We start from the raw sequence: 20,933 nt of genomic DNA, 5'->3' as shown, positions 1-20,933 counted from the left end.
TTTCCGTTCTTGGCTGTCGACTCGGTCGCCGCCATTAACGCGCTGTAGCCACCCGATGCGGTGGTGCAAACCATGGGGTTTGCAAGATTTTCTGGCTGCTCCCGTCGGGAGGGCCAAACAAGCAGGTGACCAAGCTGGGGAACGCTGATGGCTTACTCATATACTGAGAAAAAACGTATCCGCAAGGACTTTAGCAAGTTGCCGGACGTCATGGATGTCCCGTACCTTCTGGCTATCCAGCTGGATTCGTATCGTGAATTCTTGCAGGCGGGAGCGACCAAAGATCAGTTCCGCGACGTGGGCCTGCATGCGGCCTTCAAATCCGTTTTCCCGATCATCAGCTACTCCGGCAATGCTGCGCTGGAGTACGTCGGTTATCGCCTGGGCGAACCGGCATTTGATGTCAAAGAATGCGTGTTGCGCGGTGTAACGTACGCCGTACCTTTGCGGGTAAAAGTCCGTCTGATCATTTTCGACAAAGAATCGTCGAACAAAGCGATCAAGGACATCAAAGAGCAAGAAGTCTACATGGGCGAAATCCCACTGATGACTGAAAACGGTACCTTCGTTATCAATGGTACCGAACGCGTAATCGTTTCCCAGCTGCACCGTTCCCCGGGCGTGTTCTTCGACCACGACCGCGGCAAGACGCACAGCTCCGGCAAGCTCCTGTACTCCGCGCGGATCATTCCGTACCGTGGTTCGTGGTTGGACTTCGAGTTCGACCCTAAAGACTGCGTGTTCGTGCGTATCGACCGTCGTCGCAAGCTGCCGGCCTCGGTACTGCTGCGCGCGCTCGGCTATACCACTGAGCAGGTGCTGGATGCCTTCTACACCACCAACGTATTCAGCCTGAAGGATGAAACCCTCAAGCTGGAGCTGATCGCATCGCGTCTGCGTGGTGAAATTGCCGTCCTGGACATCCAGGATGAAAAGGGCAAGGTCATTGTTGAAGCCGGCCGCCGTATCACCGCGCGCCACATCAACCAGATCGAAAAAGCCGGTCTCAAAGAGTTGGAAGTGCCGCTGGACTACGTCCTGGGCCGCACTACTGCCAAGGTCATCGTTCACCCGGCGACAGGCGAAATCCTGGCTGAGTGCAACACCGAGCTGAACACCGAGATCCTGGCCAAAATCGCCAAGGCTCAAGTCGTTCGCATCGAGACCCTGTACACCAACGACATCGACTGCGGTCCGTTCATCTCCGACACCCTGAAGATCGACTCCACCAGCAACCAATTGGAAGCGCTGGTCGAGATCTATCGCATGATGCGTCCTGGTGAGCCACCAACCAAAGATGCTGCCGAAACCCTGTTCAACAACCTGTTCTTCAGCCCTGAGCGCTATGACCTGTCTGCGGTCGGCCGGATGAAGTTCAACCGTCGTATCGGTCGTACCGAGATCGAAGGTTCGGGCGTGCTGTGCAAGGAAGACATCGTCGCGGTACTGAAGACCCTGGTCGACATCCGTAACGGTAAAGGCATCGTCGATGACATCGACCACCTGGGTAACCGTCGTGTTCGCTGCGTAGGCGAAATGGCAGAGAACCAGTTCCGCGTTGGCCTGGTACGTGTTGAGCGTGCGGTCAAAGAGCGCCTGTCGATGGCTGAAAGCGAAGGCCTGATGCCGCAAGACCTGATCAACGCCAAGCCAGTGGCTGCGGCGGTGAAAGAGTTCTTTGGTTCCAGCCAGCTCTCGCAGTTCATGGACCAGAACAACCCGCTCTCCGAGATCACCCACAAGCGCCGTGTTTCCGCACTGGGCCCGGGCGGTCTGACCCGTGAGCGCGCAGGCTTCGAAGTCCGTGACGTACACCCGACGCACTACGGTCGTGTATGCCCGATCGAAACGCCGGAAGGTCCGAACATCGGTCTGATCAACTCCCTGGCCGCTTATGCGCGCACCAACCAGTACGGTTTCCTCGAGAGCCCGTACCGTGTTGTGAAAGAGGGTCTGGTCACTGACGAAATCGTCTTCCTGTCCGCCATCGAAGAAGCTGATCACGTGATCGCTCAGGCTTCGGCCACGATGAACGACAAGAAAGTCCTGATCGACGAGCTGGTAGCTGTTCGTCACTTGAACGAGTTCACCGTCAAGGCGCCGGAAGACGTCACCCTGATGGACGTATCGCCCAAGCAGGTCGTGTCGGTTGCAGCGTCGCTGATCCCGTTCCTGGAGCACGATGACGCCAACCGTGCGTTGATGGGTTCCAACATGCAGCGTCAAGCTGTACCGACCCTGCGCGCCGACAAGCCGCTGGTAGGTACCGGCATGGAGCGTAACGTAGCCCGTGACTCCGGCGTTTGCGTCGTGGCTCGTCGTGGTGGCGTGATCGATTCCGTTGATGCCAGCCGTATCGTGGTTCGTGTTGCCGATGACGAAGTTGAAACCGGTGAAGCTGGTGTCGACATCTACAACCTGACCAAATACACCCGTTCGAACCAGAACACCTGCATCAACCAGCGTCCGCTGGTGCGTAAGGGTGACCGCGTTCAGCGTAGCGATATCATGGCCGACGGCCCGTCCACCGATATGGGTGAGCTGGCACTGGGTCAGAACATGCGCATCGCGTTCATGGCCTGGAACGGTTACAACTTCGAAGACTCCATCTGCCTGTCGGAACGAGTTGTTCAAGAAGATCGCTTTACCACGATCCACATCCAGGAACTGACCTGTGTGGCACGTGACACCAAGCTTGGGCCAGAGGAAATCACTGCAGACATCCCTAACGTGGGTGAAGCTGCACTGAACAAGCTGGACGAAGCCGGTATCGTTTACGTAGGTGCTGAAGTTGGCGCAGGCGACATTCTGGTCGGTAAGGTCACTCCGAAAGGCGAGACCCAACTGACTCCGGAAGAGAAACTGCTGCGTGCCATCTTCGGTGAAAAAGCCAGCGACGTTAAAGACACCTCCCTGCGCGTACCTACCGGTACCAAGGGTACTGTCATCGACGTACAGGTCTTCACCCGCGACGGCGTTGAGCGTGATGCTCGTGCACTGTCCATCGAGAAGACCCAACTCGACGAGATCCGCAAGGATCTGAACGAAGAGTTCCGTATCGTTGAAGGCGCGACCTTCGAACGTCTGCGTTCCGCTCTGGTAGGCCACAAGGCTGAAGGCGGCGCAGGTCTGAAGAAAGGTCAGGACATCACCGACGAAATCCTCGACGGTCTCGAGCATGGCCAGTGGTTCAAACTGCGCATGGCTGAAGATGCTCTGAACGAGCAACTCGAGAAGGCCCAGGCCTACATCGTTGATCGCCGCCGTCTGCTGGACGACAAGTTCGAAGACAAGAAGCGCAAACTGCAGCAGGGCGATGACCTGGCTCCAGGCGTGCTGAAAATCGTCAAGGTTTACCTGGCAATCCGTCGTCGCATCCAGCCGGGCGACAAGATGGCCGGTCGTCACGGTAACAAAGGTGTGGTCTCCGTGATCATGCCGGTTGAAGACATGCCGCACGATGCCAATGGCACCCCGGTCGACGTCGTCCTCAACCCGTTGGGCGTACCTTCGCGTATGAACGTTGGTCAGATCCTTGAAACCCACCTGGGCCTCGCGGCCAAGGGTCTGGGTGAGAAGATCAACCGTATGATCGAAGAGCAACGCAAGGTCGCTGACCTGCGTAAGTTCCTGCACGAGATCTACAACGAGATCGGCGGTCGCAACGAAGAGCTGGACACCTTCACCGACCAGGAAATCCTGGATCTGGCGAAGAACCTGCGCGGCGGCGTTCCAATGGCTACCCCGGTGTTCGACGGTGCCAAGGAAAGCGAAATCAAGGCCATGCTGAAACTGGCAGACCTGCCGGAAAGCGGCCAGATGCAGCTGTTCGACGGCCGTACCGGCAACAAGTTCGAGCGCCCGGTTACTGTTGGCTACATGTACATGCTGAAGCTGAACCACTTGGTAGACGACAAGATGCACGCTCGTTCTACCGGTTCGTACAGCCTGGTTACCCAGCAGCCGCTGGGTGGTAAGGCTCAGTTCGGTGGTCAGCGTTTCGGGGAGATGGAGGTCTGGGCACTGGAAGCATACGGTGCTGCATACACTCTGCAAGAAATGCTCACAGTGAAGTCGGACGATGTGAACGGTCGTACCAAGATGTACAAAAACATCGTGGACGGCGATCACCGTATGGAGCCGGGCATGCCCGAGTCTTTCAACGTGTTGATCAAAGAAATTCGTTCCCTCGGCATCGATATCGATCTGGAAACCGAATAACACGTGACGCGAATCGAGAGCGAGGCCGTTTGGCCCGCTCTCTGCTCCGCCAGGAGGAAAGGCCTTGAAAGACCTACTGAATTTGCTGAAAAACCAGGGTCAAGTCGAAGAGTTCGACGCCATCCGTATTGGACTGGCATCGCCTGAGATGATCCGTTCGTGGTCGTTCGGTGAAGTTAAAAAGCCGGAAACCATCAACTACCGTACGTTCAAACCTGAGCGTGACGGCCTGTTCTGCGCCAAGATCTTTGGCCCGGTAAAGGATTACGAGTGCCTGTGCGGTAAGTACAAGCGCTTGAAGCACCGTGGTGTGATCTGCGAGAAGTGCGGCGTTGAAGTTGCGCTGGCCAAGGTTCGTCGTGAGCGCATGGCGCACATCGAACTGGCTTCGCCGGTTGCCCACATCTGGTTCCTGAAATCGCTGCCGTCCCGTATCGGCTTGCTGATGGACATGACCCTGCGTGATATCGAACGCGTTCTCTACTTCGAGAGCTACGTCGTTATCGATCCAGGCATGACCACCCTTGAAAAAGGTCAGTTGCTGAACGATGAGCAGTACTTCGAAGCGCTGGAAGAGTTCGGTGATGATTTCGATGCCCGCATGGGTGCCGAAGCTGTCCGTGAACTGCTGCACGCTATCGACCTGGAACACGAGATTGGCCGTCTGCGCGAAGAAATTCCGCAAACCAACTCCGAAACCAAGATTAAGAAGCTGTCCAAGCGTCTGAAGTTGATGGAAGCCTTCCAGGGTTCCGGCAACCTGCCAGAGTGGATGGTGCTGACCGTTCTGCCGGTTCTGCCGCCAGACCTGCGTCCGCTGGTACCGTTGGACGGTGGTCGTTTCGCGACGTCCGACCTCAACGACCTGTACCGCCGCGTGATCAACCGTAACAACCGCTTGAAGCGCCTGCTTGATCTGTCCGCTCCGGACATCATCGTGCGCAACGAAAAGCGTATGTTACAAGAAGCCGTCGACGCCTTGCTCGACAACGGTCGTCGTGGCCGTGCTATCACCGGTTCCAACAAGCGTCCTCTGAAATCCCTGGCTGACATGATCAAGGGTAAGCAAGGTCGTTTCCGTCAGAACTTGCTCGGTAAGCGTGTTGACTACTCCGGTCGTTCGGTAATTACCGTAGGCCCGACCCTGCGTCTGCATCAGTGCGGTCTGCCCAAGAAGATGGCACTCGAGCTGTTCAAGCCGTTCATCTTCGGCAAGCTGGAAATGCGCGGTCTCGCGACCACCATCAAAGCGGCCAAGAAAATGGTCGAGCGCGAACTGCCAGAAGTTTGGGACGTTCTCGCTGAAGTGATTCGCGAACACCCGGTTCTCCTCAACCGTGCACCGACCCTTCACCGTCTGGGTATCCAGGCGTTTGAACCGGTACTGATCGAAGGTAAGGCTATCCAGCTGCACCCTCTGGTCTGTGCTGCGTACAACGCCGACTTCGACGGCGACCAAATGGCCGTGCACGTACCGCTGACACTGGAAGCTCAGTTGGAAGCGCGTGCGTTGATGATGTCGACCAACAACATTCTGTCGCCAGCCAACGGTGAGCCAATCATCGTTCCGTCGCAGGACGTTGTATTGGGTCTGTACTACATGACCCGTGAAGCGATCAACGCCAAAGGCGAAGGTCGTGTGTTCGCTGACCTGCAAGAAGTTGACCGTGTGTTCCGTGCCGGCGAAGCCGCACTGCACGCCAAGGTCAAAGTGCGGATCCACGAAACCGTCAACGACCGTGACGGCGGCAGTGTGAGCAACACTCGTATCGTCGACACCACCGTCGGCCGTGCGCTGTTGTACCAGGTTGTGCCAAAAGGTCTGTCGTACGACGTCGTCAACCTGCCGATGAAGAAAAAGGCGATCTCCAAGCTGATCAACCAGTGCTACCGCGTGGTTGGTTTGAAAGAGACCGTGATCTTCGCTGACCAGTTGATGTACACAGGTTTCGCTTACTCGACTATCTCTGGCGTTTCCATCGGCGTTAACGACTTCGTTATCCCGGATGAAAAAGCTCGCATCATCAGTGCTGCCACTGACGAAGTGAAAGAGATCGAGAGCCAGTACGCCTCCGGCCTGGTAACCCAGGGCGAGAAGTACAACAAAGTGATCGACCTTTGGTCCAAGGCGAACGACGAAGTGTCCAAGGCGATGATGGCCAACCTCTCGAAAGAGAAAGTCATCGACCGTCATGGCGACGAAGTTGATCAGGAATCCTTCAACTCGATGTACATGATGGCCGACTCGGGCGCACGGGGTTCTGCTGCGCAGATCCGTCAGCTCGCCGGTATGCGTGGCCTGATGGCCAAGCCGGATGGCTCCATCATCGAAACGCCGATTACTGCGAACTTCCGTGAAGGTTTGAGCGTACTTCAGTACTTCATCTCCACTCACGGTGCTCGTAAGGGTCTGGCGGATACCGCGTTGAAAACCGCTAACTCCGGTTACCTGACGCGTCGTCTGGTAGACGTTGCACAAGATCTGGTTGTCACCGAGATCGATTGCGGCACCGAGCACGGCCTGCTGATGACACCGCACATTGAAGGCGGTGACGTTGTAGAGCCACTGGGTGAGCGCGTATTGGGTCGTGTGATTGCCCGTGACGTGTTCAAGCCAGGTACCGAGGAAGTTATCGTTCCTGCCGGCACCCTGGTAGACGAGAAGTGGGTCGAGTTCATCGAACTCAACAGCATCGACGAAGTGATCGTTCGCTCGCCGATCAGCTGCGAAACCCGCTACGGCATCTGCGCCAAGTGCTACGGCCGTGATTTGGCTCGTGGCCACCAGGTGAACATCGGTGAAGCGGTCGGCGTTATCGCTGCCCAGTCCATTGGTGAGCCGGGTACCCAGCTGACCATGCGTACGTTCCACATCGGTGGTGCGGCAAGCCGGACCTCCGCAGCTGACAGTGTTCAGGTGAAGAATGGCGGTACCGTCCGCTTGCATAACCTCAAGCACGTTGAGCGAGTGGATGGCCACCTGGTTGCTGTGTCCCGTTCCGGTGAGCTGGCAATCGCTGATGACTACGGTCGTGAGCGCGAGCGTTACAAGCTGCCGTACGGTGCTGTGATTTCGGTGAAGGAAGGTGACAAGGTCGACGCTGGCGCAATCGTGGCCAAGTGGGATCCGCACACCCACCCAATCGTTACCGAAATGAAAGGTACCGTGACCTACGTGGGCATGGAAGAAGGCATCACGATCAAGCGTCAGACTGACGAATTGACCGGTATGACCAACATTGAAGTACTCGACGCCAAAGATCGTCCAGCTGCCGGTAAAGACATCCGTCCTGCCGTGAAGATGGTCGACGACAACGGCAAGGATCTGTTGCTGCCAGGTACTGACGTAATCGCTCAGTACTTCCTGCCAGCCAACGCCCTGGTCGGTGTAGCGGATGGTGCGAAGATCGCGATCGGTGATGTTATCGCGCGTATCCCGCAAGAAACTTCGAAAACTCGCGACATCACCGGTGGTCTGCCGCGTGTTGCCGACTTGTTCGAAGCGCGTCGTCCGAAAGAAGCGTCGATTCTGGCTGAAGTCAGCGGCACCATCGCCTTCGGTAAAGAGACCAAGGGCAAGCGCCGTCTGGTCATTACCCCGAACGACGGTAGCGATCCGTACGAAGAGCTGATTCCGAAGTGGCGTCACCTGAACGTCTTCGAAGGCGAACAGGTAAACCGCGGCGAAGTTATCTCCGACGGCCCGAGCGATCCGCACGATATCCTGCGTCTGCTGGGTGTGAGTGCGCTGGCCAAGTACATCGTTAACGAGATCCAGGACGTTTACCGTCTGCAAGGCGTGAAAATCAACGATAAGCACATCGAGACCATCCTGCGTCAGATGTTGCGTAAAGTTGAAATCGCTGAATCCGGCGATTCCAGTTTCATCAAGGGCGACCAGATGGAGCTGACTCACGTACTGGTGGAAAACGAGCGCCTGGCGAACGACGAGAAATTCGTTTCCAAGTTCACTCGCGTGCTGCTGGGTATCACCAAGGCGTCGTTGTCCACTGAGTCGTTCATCTCGGCGGCCTCCTTCCAGGAGACCACTCGTGTACTGACCGAAGCAGCGGTAACCGGCAAGCGCGATTACCTGCGCGGCCTGAAAGAAAACGTAGTCGTGGGTCGTTTGATCCCGGCTGGTACCGGTTTGGCTTACCACAGCGAGCGCAAGCGCCGCCGTGATGCTGACAAGCCGTTGCGCGTAAGCGCCAGTGAAGTGGAAGCTGCACTGACCGAAGCGCTGAACTCAAGCGGTAACTGAGTTCTGCGATAGATGAGACTGGGCCCTGACACCCCCATTCGTCGGATCGAGGCATATATGCACCGGTTCGACGAGTGGGGAGGTCGGGGCCTTGCCTTGACTGGGGACAAGATCCTCTTTAGACTCTTGTACCCCTAAATTTGGCGGGAATTCGTTCCTGCCATTTTGCTTTTCTTGCAAGACAATAGCGTCGCAAGACAACAGTGGAGCTAGTAGATGGCAACTATCAACCAGCTGGTACGTCAGCCGCGTAAGCGTATCGTCGAGAAATCCGACGTGCCTGCGCTGCAGAACTGCCCGCAACGTCGTGGCGTATGCACCCGTGTGTATACCACCACGCCGAAAAAACCTAACTCGGCACTGCGTAAAGTATGCCGTGTGCGCCTGACCAACGGTTTCGAGGTTTCCTCGTACATCGGCGGTGAAGGCCACAACCTGCAAGAGCACAGCGTGGTACTGATCCGCGGCGGTCGTGTAAAAGACTTGCCAGGTGTTCGTTATCACACCGTACGCGGCTCCTTGGATACTTCCGGCGTTAAAGGTCGTAACCAGGGTCGTTCGAAGTACGGTACCAAGAAGCCTAAGTAGTAGCGGCTTTTTGTAAAACTGAATCATCTTATTTTCTGAGTCGATAAGAGTAAGGTCGGAGGCGTCCCGAAAGGGCACCGATTCCGAGCGAACCTGAAGACCGTTTGAGGGCTTATCCATGCCAAGAAGACGCGTAGCAGCCAAGCGCGAAGTGCTTGACGATCCAAAATACGGAAGCCAAATTCTGGCCAAGTTCATGAACCACGTGATGGAAAGCGGCAAGAAAGCCGTTGCCGAGCGTATCGTTTATGGCGCGCTGGAAAAGGTTAAAGAACGCAAGAACAGCGACCCCCTGGAAATCTTCGAGAAAGCTCTCGACGCCATCGCTCCGCTGGTCGAAGTGAAGTCGCGCCGTGTAGGCGGTGCTACTTACCAGGTTCCGGTTGAAGTTCGTCCGTCCCGTCGTAACGCTCTGGCAATGCGCTGGTTGGTAGACTTCGCCCGCAAGCGCGGCGAGAAGTCTATGGCTCTGCGTTTGGCCGGCGAACTGTTGGACGCTGCTGAAGGTAAAGGTGCTGCTGTTAAGAAGCGTGAAGACGTGCACCGTATGGCTGAAGCCAACAAAGCTTTCTCGCACTACCGCTTCTAATTTTAGCTTCACTAATTTTGCGAGGGCTTTATGGCTCGTACTACTCCGATTAGCCGCTACCGTAACATCGGTATCGTCGCTCACGTGGATGCTGGTAAAACCACCACTACTGAGCGCGTACTGTTTTACACCGGCAAAAGTCACAAGATGGGCGAGGTGCATGATGGCGCCGCGACCACAGACTGGATGGTTCAGGAGCAGGAGCGTGGTATTACCATTACTTCTGCTGCCATTACCGCCTTCTGGAAAGGTTCCGAGAAGCAGTACAAGGATGAGCACCGCTTCAACGTAATCGATACCCCTGGCCACGTAGACTTCACCATTGAAGTTGAGCGTTCCCTGCGTGTACTCGACGGCGCTGTCGTTGTGTTCTGCGGTACCTCGGGTGTTGAGCCGCAGTCGGAAACCGTATGGCGTCAAGCCAACAAATACGGCGTTCCACGTCTTGTTTACGTAAACAAGATGGACCGTGCTGGTGCGAACTTCCTGCGCGTGATCGGTCAGATCAAGCAGCGCTTGGGTCACACCCCGGTGCCAATCCAGTTGGCTATCGGTTCGGAAGATAATTTCCAGGGTCAGATCGATCTGCTGACCATGGAAGCTGTTTACTGGAACGACGCTGACAAAGGTATGGTTCCTGTTCGCAAGCCTATCCCTGCTGAACTGCAGGAACTGGCTGACGAATGGCGCAACAACATGGTTGAAGCTGCGGCTGAAGCCAACGAAGAGCTGATGAACAAGTACCTCGAAGGTGAAGAACTCACCAACGCGGAAATCAAGGCCGCTCTGCGTCAGCGTACTATCGCTGGCGAAATCGTCCTGGCTGTTTGCGGTTCCTCGTTCAAGAACAAGGGCGTTCCCCTGGTTCTCGATGCTGTGATCGACTACCTGCCGGCACCGGTTGATATTCCTTCCATCAAGGGTACTGACCCGGATGACGAGACTATCGAGCTGGAGCGTCACGCAGACGACGCAGAACCGTTCTCCGCTTTGGCATTTAAAATTGCCACTGACCCATTCGTGGGTACCTTGACCTTCGTCCGCGTTTACTCGGGCGTGTTGAACTCCGGCGACGGCGTGATCAACTCGGTTAAAGGCAAGAAAGAGCGCGTGGGTCGTATGGTGCAAATGCACGCAAACGCCCGTGAAGAAATCAAGGAAGTACGCGCTGGTGACATCGCGGCCTTGATCGGCATGAAGGACGTCACCACCGGTGAAACCTTGTGCAACGCTGACAAGCCAATCATCCTGGTTCGCATGGACTTCCCGGAGCCGGTTATTTCGGTTGCCGTAGAGCCAAAGACCAAGGATGACCAGGAAAAAATGGGTATCGCTCTGGGCAAGCTTGCTCAGGAAGATCCATCTTTCCGCGTCAAGACTGATGAAGAGACTGGTCAAACGATCATCTCCGGCATGGGCGAGCTGCACCTGGACATCCTGGTTGACCGGATGCGCCGTGAGTTCAACGTCGAAGCCAACATCGGTAAGCCTCAGGTTTCCTATCGTGAGCGCATCACGAAGAACTGTGAAATCGAAGGCAAGTTCGTTCGTCAGTCCGGCGGTCGTGGTCAGTTCGGTCACTGCTGGATCCGTTTTGCTCCTGCTGACGAAGGTCAGGAAGGTCTGCAATTCGTGAACGAAGTAGTAGGTGGTGTTGTTCCTAAGGAATACATCCCTGCTATCCAGAAGGGTATCGAAGAGCAGATGAAGAACGGTGTTGTTGCCGGCTATCCGCTGATCGGCCTGAAAGCAACCGTTTTTGACGGTTCTTACCACGACGTCGACTCCAACGAGATGGCGTTTAAGGTGGCTGCCTCCATGGCAACCAAGCAACTGGCCCAGAAGGGCGGTGGTGAGTTGCTTGAGCCAATCATGGCGGTAGAAGTTGTTACACCTGAAGACTATATGGGTGATGTCATGGGCGACCTTAACCGTCGTCGCGGCATGATCTTGGGTATGGAAGACACGGTTTCCGGCAAAGTGATTCGCGCCGAGGTTCCGTTGGGTGAGATGTTCGGTTATGCGACCGACGTTCGCTCCATGTCCCAGGGTCGCGCAAGCTACTCTATGGAATTCAAAAAATACAACACAGCTCCGGCGCACATCGCTGAAACTGTATCCAAAAAACAAGGCTGATTCAGTCCTTTAGGCAAGGAGTTAATTGTCGTGGCTAAAGAAAAATTTGATCGTTCCCTACCGCACGTCAACGTTGGCACCATCGGTCACGTTGACCACGGTAAAACCACTCTGACTGCTGCTCTGACTCGCGTTTGCTCCGAAGTATTCGGTTCCGCAATCGTTGATTTCGATAAAATCGACAGCGCACCAGAAGAGAAAGCTCGTGGTATCACCATCAACACCGCGCACGTTGAATACAACTCGCTGATCCGTCACTACGCTCACGTTGACTGCCCAGGTCACGCTGACTATGTGAAGAACATGATCACCGGTGCTGCCCAGATGGACGGCGCAATCCTGGTTTGCTCGGCCGCTGATGGTCCGATGCCACAAACCCGTGAGCACATCCTGCTGTCCCGTCAGGTTGGCGTTCCGTACATCGTGGTTTACCTGAACAAGGCTGACCTGGTAGACGACGCTGAGCTGCTGGAACTGGTTGAGATGGAAGTGCGCGACCTGCTGAGCACTTACGACTTCCCAGGTGACGACACTCCGATCATCATCGGTTCTGCTCGTATGGCTCTGGAAGGCAAAGACGATAACGAAATGGGCACCACGTCCGTTCGTAAACTGGTTGAGACTCTGGACAGCTACATCCCAGATCCAGTCCGTGTTATCGACAAGCCGTTCCTGATGCCAATCGAAGACGTATTCTCGATCTCCGGTCGCGGTACTGTTGTAACTGGTCGTATCGAGCGCGGTATCGTCAAGGTTCAGGATCCACTGGAAATCGTTGGTCTGCGTGACACTACCGTCACCACCTGCACCGGTGTTGAAATGTTCCGTAAGCTGCTCGACGAAGGTCGTGCTGGCGAGAACTGCGGCGTTCTGCTGCGTGGTACCAAGCGTGACGACGTTGAGCGTGGCCAGGTTCTGGTCAAGCCAGGTTCGGTTAAGCCGCACACCAAGTTCGAAGCTGAAGTGTACGTGCTGAGCAAAGAAGAAGGCGGCCGTCACACTCCGTTCTTCAAAGGCTACCGTCCACAGTTCTACTTCCGTACTACCGACGTAACTGGTAACTGCGAACTGCCGGAAGGCGTAGAAATGGTAATGCCAGGCGACAACATCAAAATGGTTGTCACCCTGATCAAAACCATCGCTATGGAAGACGGTCTGCGTTTCGCAATCCGTGAAGGCGGCCGTACCGTTGGTGCTGGTGTTGTAGCTAAAATCATCGAGTAATTATCTCTTCTGAGATAGCTCTGATGTTTTGAAAAGGCCCCCGCTCAGCGGGGGCCTTTTTTATTGGGTTGACACCTATCAGGGCCGTCTATAGAATTGCGCCTCCTTTTAACGGGCGTATTGCGCTCGCTGGGAATAGCAGCCGGAGTCTGAAATCCAATGCAAAATCAGCAAATCCGTATCAGGTTGAAGGCTTTTGACCATCGCCTGATCGACCAATCCACCCAGGAAATCGTGGAAACCGCGAAACGTACTGGTGCTCAAGTGCGTGGTCCAATTCCACTGCCTACCCGTAAAGAGCGGTTCACCGTTCTGGTCTCCCCGCACGTCAACAAAGACGCGCGTGACCAGTACGAGATCCGCACTCATAAGCGCGTACTGGACATCGTCCAGCCAACGGATAAAACCGTTGATGCACTTATGAAGCTTGATCTGGCGGCCGGTGTGGAAGTACAGATCAGCCTCGGCTAAGACTTGGGTCTTAGTCGTGTAACGCTCTGAAATGGGCGGCCATAGCGGGTGAAAGCCCCGTACACTCATGAGGTTTACAACATGACTATTGGTGTAGTCGGTCGTAAATGCGGTATGACCCGTATTTTCACCGAAGAAGGTGTCTCCATTCCGGTCACGGTCATTGAGATCGAACCGAATCGCGTCACCCAGTTCAAAACTGAAGAGACCGATGGCTATCGTGCAGTGCAAGTCACTGTCGGCGAGCGTCGTGCTTCGCGCGTGACTGCTGCTCAAGCAGGTCACTTCGCTAAAGCAAACGTTGCAGCTGGTCGCACCGTCATGGAGTTCCGTCTTGAAGACGGCGACTACCAGGCTGGCGATCTGATCAACGCTGAAATCTTCGCCGCTGGTCAACTGGTTGATGTAACCGGTCAGTCCAAGGGTAAAGGCTTCCAGGGTACGATCAAGCGTTGGAATTTCCGTGGTCAAGACAACACTCACGGTAACTCCGTTTCCCACCGCGTCCCGGGCTCTATTGGCCAGTGCCAGACTCCTGGTCGTGTATTCAAGGGCAAAAAAATGTCCGGTCATATGGGCGCTGAGCGCGTGACCGTGCAGTCCCTCGAAGTAGTGCGCGTCGACGCTGAACGCAATCTGTTGTTGGTCAAGGGTGCTGTTCCTGGCGCTACTGGCGGCAACCTGGTTGTACGTCCAGCGGCCAAGGCTCGCGGTTAAGGGGAAGCTGACATGCAATTAAATGTAAATGACGCTCAAGCGATCGAAGTTTCCGAACTGACATTTGGCGGCGAATTCAACGAGACGCTCGTTCACCAAGCAGTCGTGGCCTACATGGCCGGCGGCCGTCAAGGTAGCAAGCAGCAAAAGACCCGTTCCGACGTACGTGGTGGCGGTAAGCGCCCTTGGCGTCAGAAAGGCACTGGCCGTGCTCGTGCCGGTACTATCCGTAGCCCAATCTGGCGTGGCGGCGGTACCACTTTCGCAGCTCGTCCACAGGATCACTCGCAGAAGCTCAACAAGAAGATGTACCGCGCAGCACTGCGCTCCATCCTTGCTGAACTCGTGCGTACCGATCGTCTGGTCGTGGTTCAGGACTTCGCTGTTGAAAGTCCAAAAACCAAAGATCTGCTGGGCAAACTGAACAACATGAGCCTGACCGATGTTTTGATCGTGTCTGAAGCTGTTGATCAGAACCTGTACCTGGCTGCTCGCAACCTGCCACACGTTGATGTACGTGACGTGCAAGGTTCCGATCCAGTTAGTCTGATCGCATACGACAAGGTGTTGATCACCGTGTCGGCCGTGAAGAAATTCGAGGAGCTGCTGGGATGAACCAGGAACGCGTATTTAAAGTTCTGCTTGGCCCGCACGTTTCCGAAAAGGCTACGGTTCTGGCTGACAAGAAAGGCCAGTTCGTTTTCAAGGTTGCAACTGACGCAACCAAGCTGGAAATCAAGAAGGCCGTCGAAAGCCTGTTCAGCGTGAAAGTAGAGCGTGTTACTACCCTGAATGTTCTGGGTAAGAGCAAGCGCACTGCTCGCGGTCTGGGCAAGCGTAATGACTGGAAGAAGGCAGTTATCTCCCTTCAGCCAGGCCAAGATCTCGATTTCAGCAGCAGTGCTGAGTAAGGAAGGGGTGCATCATGGCAATCGTTAAATGCAAACCGACTTCCCCTGGCCGCCGTTTTGTGGTCAAGGTGGTCAATCAGGAGCTGCATAAAGGCGCTCCTCACGCACCGCTGCTCGAGAAAAAATCGAAGACTGGTGGTCGTAACAACAATGGTCGCATTACCACTCGTCACATCGGTGGTGGCCATAAGCAGCATTATCGTCTGGTCGATTTCCGTCGCAACGACAAAGATGGCATCTCCGCCACTGTCGAGCGTATTGAATACGATCCAAACCGTACTGCTCACATCGCTCTGCTGCTGTACGCAGATGGCGAGCGTCGCTACATCATCGCCCCTAAAGGCGTGAGCGCTGGCGACCAGCTGATCGCAGGTGCCCTGGCACCGATCAAGCCGGGCAACGCTCTGCAACTGCGCAACATTCCAGTTGGTAGCACCGTACACGGCATCGAATTGAAGCCAGGTAAAGGCGCGCAAATCGCTCGTTCCGCTGGTGCTTCGGCTCAGCTGATCGCTCGTGAAGGTGTCTACGTGACCCTGCGTCTGCGTTCTGGTGAGATGCGTAAAGTGCTGGCTGAATGCCGTGCGACCCTGGGCGAAGTCTCGAACTCCGAGCACAGCCTGCGTTCGCTGGGTAAAGCTGGTGCCAAACGCTGGCGTGGCGTTCGCCCAACCGTTCGTGGTGTTGCCATGAACCCGGTTGACCACCCACACGGTGGTGGTGAAGGTCGTACCTCTGGTGGTCGTCATCCGGTATCGCCATGGGGCTTCCCGACTAAGGGCGCGAAGACTCGTGGTAATAAGCGTACCGACAAAATGATCGTCCGTCGTCGCAAGTAAATAGAGGGATACGACAGTGCCACGTTCTCTGAAAAAAGGTCCTTTTATTGATCTTCACCTACTGAAGAAGATCGAAGTGGCGGCGGAAAAGAACGATCGCAAACCAGTTAAGACCTGGTCGCGTCGTTCGATGATCCTGCCACAAATGGTCGGTCTGACCATCGCAGTACACAACGGTCGTCAACACGTCCCAGTTCTCGTTAACGAAGACATGGTCGGCCACAAACTGGGCGAGTTTGCCGGTACCCGCACTTATCGTGGGCACGTGGCAGACAAGAAAGCCAAGCGTTAAGGGGTTAGGAAATGGAAGTAGCCGCTAAGTTGTCGGGCGCTCGAATCTCCGCCCAGAAAGCCCGCTTGGTCGCCGACCAGATCCGCGGGAAGAAGGTGGGCGAAGCGCTCAACCTGTTGGCTTTCAGCAGTAAGAAAGCCGCCGAGATCATGAAGAAAGTGCTGGAGTCGGCCGTAGCCAACGCCGAGCACAACGAAGGCGCAGACGTTGATGACCTGAAGGTCAGCACCGTTTTCGTCAACGAAGGGCGTTCGCTGAAGCGCATCATGCCACGTGCCAAAGGCCGTGCTGATCGCATCGTCAAGCGGTCTTGCCATATCACTGTCAAGGTTGCTGACAAGTAACGGAGTCGAAGAGATGGGTCAGAAAGTACATCCCATTGGCATTCGCCTGGGAATCGTCAAGGAACACACCTCCGTCTGGTATGCAGACGGCCGGACTTATGCGGACTATTTGTTCGCTGATCTGAAGGTGCGTGAGTATCTCCAAGACAAACTAAAAAGCGCGTCCGTAAGCCGTATCGATATCCATCGCCCGGCGCAAACCGCACGTATCACCATCCACACTGCTCGTCCAGGTATCGTTATCGGGAAGAAAGGTGAAGATGTTGAGAAACTGCGTCAGGACCTGACCAAGCAAATGGGTGTGCCTGTGCACATCAATATCGAAGAGATCCGCAAGCCGGAGCTCGACGGTATGCTGGTTGCGCAGAGCGTAGCTCAGCAGCTGGAGCGTCGCGTAATGTTCCGTCGCGCTATGAAGCGCGCTGTACAGAACGCCATGCGCATTGGTGCCAAAGGCATCAAAATCCAAGTGAGCGGTCGTCTCGGCGGTGCTGAAATCGCACGTACTGAATGGTATCGCGAAGGTCGTGTGCCACTGCACACCCTGCGTGCCGACATCGACTATGCCAACTACGAAGCTCACACCACCTACGGTGTGATCGGTGTAAAGGTTTGGATCTTCAAAGGCGAAGTAATTGGTGGTCGCCAAGAAGAACTGAAACCACAAGCACCAGCGCCTCGTAAAAAAGCTGCTAAGTAAGGGGTACGCCAAATGTTGCAACCTAAGCGTACGAAGTTCCGCAAGCAGATGACAGGCCACAACCGTGGTCTGGCTCAGCGCGGTAGCAAAGTCAGCTTCGGCGAGTTCGCGCTGAAGTCTGTAGCTCGTGGTCGTCTCACCGCTCGTCAGATCGAGTCAGCGCGTCGTGCTCTGACCCGTCACGTAAAACGTGGCGGCAAGATCTGGATCCGTGTATTCCCGGACAAGCCGATCTCCAAAAAACCTCTCGAGGTTCGGATGGGTAAAGGTAAGGGTAACGTGGAATACTGGGTAGCCCAGATTCAGCCAGGCAAAGTCCTGTATGAAATCGAGGGCGTTTCTGAAGAGCTGGCGCGTGAGGCTTTCGCCCTGGCTGCTGCAAAGCTGCCGCTCGCCACCTCCTTTGTTAAACGGACGGTGATGTGATGAAAGCGAATGAACTTCGTGAAAAATCCGCACAGCAGCTGAACGAGCAACTGCTCGGCCTGCTGCGCGACCAGTTCAATCTGCGTATGCAGAAAGCAACTGGCCAGTTGGGGCAGTCTCATCTGCTCTCGCAAGTTAAGCGTGACATTGCTCGCGTGAAGACTGTGCTCAACCAGCAGGCAGGTAAGTGATCATGGCTGAAGCCGAAAAGACTGTCCGTACGCTGACTGGCCGTGTTGTCAGCGACAAGATGGACAAAACCATCACCGTTTTGATCGAGCGTCGCGTTAAGCACCCGATCTACGGTAAATATGTTAAGCGTTCGACTAAGCTGCACGCGCACGACGAAACCAATCAGTGCCACATCGGCGACAAGGTCACTATTCGTGAAACTCGTCCGCTGGCCAAGACCAAGTCTTGGGCGCTGGTTGATGTTCTCGAACGCGCTGTGGAAGTCTAAGGACTAGGGGTCGGAGAAATTATATGATTCAGACTCAATCCATGCTCGATGTGGCCGATAACAGCGGCGCTCGCCGCGTTATGTGCATCAAGGTGCTGGGTGGCTCCCATCGTCGTTACGCTGGTATCGGTGACATCATCAAAGTGACCGTCAAGGAAGCAATTCCTCGTGGTAAAGTGAAAAAAGGCCAAGTGATGACTGCTGTTGTAGTCCGCACTCGTCACGGCGTACGTCGTGCTGATGGCTCCATTATCCGCTTTGATGGCAACGCTGCTGTTCTTCTGAACAACAAGCAAGAGCCTATCGGCACCCGTATCTTTGGGCCAGTGACCCGTGAACTTCGTACTGAGAAGTTCATGAAGATCGTCTCGCTCGCCCCAGAAGTGCTGTAAGGAGATCCGACATGCAAAAGATTCGTCGTGACGACGAGATCATCGTGATCGCCGGCAAAGACAAAGGTAAGCGCGGTAAGGTGCTTAAGGTTCTCGCTAATAACCGTCTGGTTATCAGTGGTCTGAACCTGGTCAAGCGTCATACCAAGCCTAACCCGATGTCGGGCGTGCAAGGCGGTATCGTCGAAAAAGAAGCTCCACTGGACGCTTCTAACGTCGCCATTTTCAACGGCGAAACCAACAAGGCTGACCGCGTTGGTTTCAAAGTAGAAGATGGCAAGAAAATTCGTGTCTTCAAGTCGACCCAAAAAGCGGTTGATGCTTGAACACTGCTAGGTAGAAGACCATGGCACGACTAAAAGAGATTTACTGGAAAGAAATCGCACCGAAACTTAAGGAAGAACTTAAGCTTTCGAACGTGATGGAAGTTCCACGCGTTACCAAAATCACCCTGAACATGGGTTTGGGCGAAGCGGTCGGTGACAAAAAAGTCATCGAGCACGCTGTTGCTGACCTGGAAAAGATCACCGGTCAAAAAGTCGTTGTGACTTACGCTCGGAAATCCATCGCTGGCTTTAAAGTCCGCGAAGGCTGGCCGATCGGCGTCAAAGTGACTCTGCGCCGTGAGCGTATGTATGAATTCCTGGATCGTCTGCTGTCGATCTCCCTGCCTCGGGTTCGCGACTTCCGCGGCCTGAATGCCAAGTCCTTCGATGGTCGTGGTAACTACAGCATGGGCGTGAAAGAGCAGATCATCTTCCCGGAAATCGACTACGACAAGATCGATGCTCTCCGCGGTCTGGACATCACCCTGACCACCACTGCCAAGAACGATGATGAAGGTCGCGCCCTGTTGCGTGCTTTCAAATTCCCGTTCCGCAACTGATTGGAGTAGGACCATGGCCAAGATGAGCATGAAAAACCGCGAGCTGAAACGTCAGCTCACGGTTGCCAAGTACGCCAAGAAGCGTGCAGCACTGAAAGCAATCATCGTTGATCTGAACGCAAGTCCAGAAGCGCGTTGGGAAGCTACAGTTGCTCTGCAGAAGCAGCCACGTGACGCAAGCGCCTCGCGCATGCGTAACCGCTGCCGCCTGACCGGTCGTCCACACGGCGTTTACCGCAAGTTCGGCCTCGGCCGTAACAAACTGCGTGAAGCGGCAATGCGTGGTGACGTACCAGGTCTGGTTAAAGCCAGCTGGTAAGTACTTCAACGCCAGGGTGGTCGGGTTCGCAAGATACTGACCGCCGGTGGCCTTGAATCTGGAACAAGCCCCTTTTGGGGCTTGTTTCATTTCCGGACTGTGTCTAAAATACGCGGCTCGCCTGAGCCCGTGTTTTTTACGCTCGGAAGATTCTCGGCGACATATGTAGCCGCAAGGCTAATTTTTTTGTATTAGGAGCGTCTAGCCCATGAGTATGCAGGACCCGTTAGCGGACATGCTAACTCGTATCCGTAATGCCCAGATGGCTGAAAAGTCCGTCGTAAGCATGCCATCTTCCAAGTTGAAGGTAGCTGTTGCCAAAGTCCTGAAAGACGAAGGCTACATTGCGGGTTATCAGATCAGCAGCGAAATCAAGCCACTGCTGTCCATCGAGCTGAAATACTTCGAAGGCCGTTCGGTCATCGAGGAAGTGAAGCGCGTTAGCCGTCCAGGCCTGCGTCAGTACAAGTCCGCTGAAGATCTGCCGAAAGTTCGTGGCGGTCTGGGCGTGTCTATCGTCTCCACCAACAAAGGTGTGATGACGGATCGTGCTGCGCGCGCTGCCGGTGTCGGCGGCGAAGTTCTTTGCACTGTGTTCTAAGGGGGGATAAGCATGTCTCGCGTCGCTAAGAACCCCGTTAAGCTGCCAGCCGGTGTCGAAGTCAAATTCGCAGGCCAACAGCTTTCGGTGAAGGGTGCCAAGGGCACTCTTGAACTGAATATCCATTCGTCCGTTGAGATCGTTGAAGAAGCTGGTGAGCTGCGTTTCGCTGCTCGCAATGGCGATCAACAAACTCGCGCAATGGCCGGTACCACGCGTGCGTTGGTAAACAACATGGTCCAAGGCGTAAGCCAAGGCTTCGAGCGTAAGCTCCAGCTGGTCGGTGTTGGTTACAAAGCGCAAGCAAAAGGCACGGTTTTGAACCTGGCCCTTGGCTTCTCGCACCCAGTGGATTACGAACTGCCGGAAGGCATCACCGCTGAGACCCCTAGCCAAACCGATATCCTGATCAAGGGCATCGATAAGCAGCTGGTAGGTCAGGTGGCCGCTGAGATCCGCGACTTCCGTCCACCAGAGCCGTACAAAGGCAAAGGTGTGCGCTACGCGGACGAAGTCGTCCGTCGTAAAGAAGCCAAGAAGAAGTAGGGCATAG

The 20,933-nt window shown here is 55.2% G+C and carries 23 protein-coding genes; all 23 read left to right on the top strand.

Going from position 1 to position 20,933, the window contains the following annotated elements; translation table 11 throughout:
* Window positions 1–147 precede the first annotated feature (147 nt).
* Window positions 148–4,221: a DNA-directed RNA polymerase subunit beta gene (gene rpoB, locus BFQ04_RS00395; protein ID WP_057724824.1), complete on the top strand. Its 4,074-nt coding sequence runs from the start codon at window positions 148–150 to the stop codon at window positions 4,219–4,221.
* 64 nt (window positions 4,222–4,285) lie between these two features.
* A complete protein-coding gene (rpoC, locus tag BFQ04_RS00390) occupies window positions 4,286–8,485 on the top strand; it encodes a DNA-directed RNA polymerase subunit beta' (RefSeq protein WP_065949093.1) in 4,200 nt (1,399 codons plus the stop codon).
* 216 nt (window positions 8,486–8,701) lie between these two features.
* Window positions 8,702–9,073: a 30S ribosomal protein S12 gene (gene rpsL, locus BFQ04_RS00385; protein WP_002555494.1), complete on the top strand. Its 372-nt coding sequence runs from the start codon at window positions 8,702–8,704 to the stop codon at window positions 9,071–9,073.
* 118 nt (window positions 9,074–9,191) lie between these two features.
* Window positions 9,192–9,662: a 30S ribosomal protein S7 gene (gene rpsG / locus BFQ04_RS00380; RefSeq protein ID WP_002555493.1), complete on the top strand. Its 471-nt coding sequence runs from the start codon at window positions 9,192–9,194 to the stop codon at window positions 9,660–9,662.
* Between the two features lie 30 nt (window positions 9,663–9,692).
* The gene (gene fusA, locus BFQ04_RS00375) at window positions 9,693–11,798 is read left to right on the top strand and encodes an elongation factor G (RefSeq protein WP_065949092.1); all 2,106 of its coding nucleotides are present in this window, start codon (window positions 9,693–9,695) and stop codon (window positions 11,796–11,798) included.
* A gap of 30 nt (window positions 11,799–11,828) precedes the next feature.
* Window positions 11,829–13,022 (top strand): elongation factor Tu, encoded by a 1,194-nt coding sequence (tuf, locus tag BFQ04_RS00370; protein WP_003176426.1) that lies wholly within the window; start codon window positions 11,829–11,831, stop codon window positions 13,020–13,022.
* 159 nt (window positions 13,023–13,181) lie between these two features.
* Entirely contained in the window at window positions 13,182–13,493 is a 312-nt protein-coding gene (gene rpsJ, locus BFQ04_RS00365) for a 30S ribosomal protein S10 (RefSeq protein ID WP_003186070.1), read from the top strand.
* An 81-nt stretch (window positions 13,494–13,574) separates the two neighbouring features.
* Complete coding sequence (gene rplC / locus BFQ04_RS00360) at window positions 13,575–14,210, top strand: 50S ribosomal protein L3 (protein WP_003194649.1); 636 nt, start codon at window positions 13,575–13,577, stop codon at window positions 14,208–14,210.
* Between the two features lie 12 nt (window positions 14,211–14,222).
* Window positions 14,223–14,825: a 50S ribosomal protein L4 gene (gene rplD / locus BFQ04_RS00355; protein ID WP_003176424.1), complete on the top strand. Its 603-nt coding sequence runs from the start codon at window positions 14,223–14,225 to the stop codon at window positions 14,823–14,825.
* Window positions 14,822–15,121 carry a 50S ribosomal protein L23 gene (gene rplW / locus BFQ04_RS00350; protein ID WP_002555488.1) on the top strand — a complete coding sequence of 100 codons (300 nt, stop codon included), beginning with the start codon at window positions 14,822–14,824 and terminating at the stop codon, window positions 15,119–15,121. The genes rplD and rplW overlap by 4 nt, the downstream gene beginning before the upstream one ends.
* Window positions 15,122–15,135: 14 nt before the next feature.
* On the top strand, window positions 15,136–15,960 hold the full coding sequence (rplB, locus tag BFQ04_RS00345) for a 50S ribosomal protein L2 (protein ID WP_003176423.1): 825 nt from the start codon (window positions 15,136–15,138) through the stop codon (window positions 15,958–15,960).
* Between the two features lie 16 nt (window positions 15,961–15,976).
* The gene (gene rpsS, locus BFQ04_RS00340; protein WP_002555486.1) at window positions 15,977–16,252 is read left to right on the top strand and encodes a 30S ribosomal protein S19; all 276 of its coding nucleotides are present in this window, start codon (window positions 15,977–15,979) and stop codon (window positions 16,250–16,252) included.
* A gap of 11 nt (window positions 16,253–16,263) precedes the next feature.
* On the top strand, window positions 16,264–16,596 hold the full coding sequence (gene rplV / locus BFQ04_RS00335) for a 50S ribosomal protein L22 (RefSeq protein WP_003103908.1): 333 nt from the start codon (window positions 16,264–16,266) through the stop codon (window positions 16,594–16,596).
* Window positions 16,597–16,609: 13 nt separating this feature from the next.
* The gene (gene rpsC, locus BFQ04_RS00330; RefSeq protein ID WP_003176422.1) at window positions 16,610–17,296 is read left to right on the top strand and encodes a 30S ribosomal protein S3; all 687 of its coding nucleotides are present in this window, start codon (window positions 16,610–16,612) and stop codon (window positions 17,294–17,296) included.
* A gap of 12 nt (window positions 17,297–17,308) precedes the next feature.
* A complete protein-coding gene (rplP, locus tag BFQ04_RS00325) occupies window positions 17,309–17,722 on the top strand; it encodes a 50S ribosomal protein L16 (RefSeq protein WP_003176421.1) in 414 nt (137 codons plus the stop codon).
* Entirely contained in the window at window positions 17,722–17,913 is a 192-nt protein-coding gene (gene rpmC, locus BFQ04_RS00320) for a 50S ribosomal protein L29 (RefSeq protein ID WP_002555481.1), read from the top strand. The genes rplP and rpmC overlap by 1 nt, the downstream gene beginning before the upstream one ends.
* Window positions 17,914–17,915: 2 nt before the next feature.
* Window positions 17,916–18,182, top strand: a complete 267-nt coding sequence (rpsQ, locus tag BFQ04_RS00315) for a 30S ribosomal protein S17 (protein WP_003176419.1) — start codon at window positions 17,916–17,918, stop codon at window positions 18,180–18,182.
* A 23-nt stretch (window positions 18,183–18,205) separates the two neighbouring features.
* The gene (gene rplN / locus BFQ04_RS00310; RefSeq protein WP_002555479.1) at window positions 18,206–18,574 is read left to right on the top strand and encodes a 50S ribosomal protein L14; all 369 of its coding nucleotides are present in this window, start codon (window positions 18,206–18,208) and stop codon (window positions 18,572–18,574) included.
* 11 nt (window positions 18,575–18,585) lie between these two features.
* Window positions 18,586–18,900: a 50S ribosomal protein L24 gene (gene rplX, locus BFQ04_RS00305; protein ID WP_008081905.1), complete on the top strand. Its 315-nt coding sequence runs from the start codon at window positions 18,586–18,588 to the stop codon at window positions 18,898–18,900.
* A 20-nt stretch (window positions 18,901–18,920) separates the two neighbouring features.
* Window positions 18,921–19,460, top strand: a complete 540-nt coding sequence (rplE, locus tag BFQ04_RS00300) for a 50S ribosomal protein L5 (RefSeq protein WP_003176415.1) — start codon at window positions 18,921–18,923, stop codon at window positions 19,458–19,460.
* A 13-nt stretch (window positions 19,461–19,473) separates the two neighbouring features.
* Window positions 19,474–19,779, top strand: coding sequence for a 30S ribosomal protein S14 (rpsN, locus tag BFQ04_RS00295; RefSeq protein ID WP_003176414.1), 306 nt, complete (start codon window positions 19,474–19,476; stop codon window positions 19,777–19,779).
* 208 nt (window positions 19,780–19,987) lie between these two features.
* Complete coding sequence (rpsH, locus tag BFQ04_RS00290; RefSeq protein ID WP_003176413.1) at window positions 19,988–20,380, top strand: 30S ribosomal protein S8; 393 nt, start codon at window positions 19,988–19,990, stop codon at window positions 20,378–20,380.
* A 12-nt stretch (window positions 20,381–20,392) separates the two neighbouring features.
* The gene (rplF, locus tag BFQ04_RS00285) at window positions 20,393–20,926 is read left to right on the top strand and encodes a 50S ribosomal protein L6 (RefSeq protein ID WP_003176412.1); all 534 of its coding nucleotides are present in this window, start codon (window positions 20,393–20,395) and stop codon (window positions 20,924–20,926) included.
* Window positions 20,927–20,933: the final 7 nt, after the last annotated feature.

Source organism: Pseudomonas sp. 37 R 15, assembly GCF_900004865.1.
GTDB lineage: Bacteria > Pseudomonadota > Gammaproteobacteria > Pseudomonadales > Pseudomonadaceae > Aquipseudomonas > Aquipseudomonas fluorescens_AM.
Note: the sequence above shows the minus strand (reverse complement) of the source record. Positions and strands in the feature narration are given on the sequence as shown.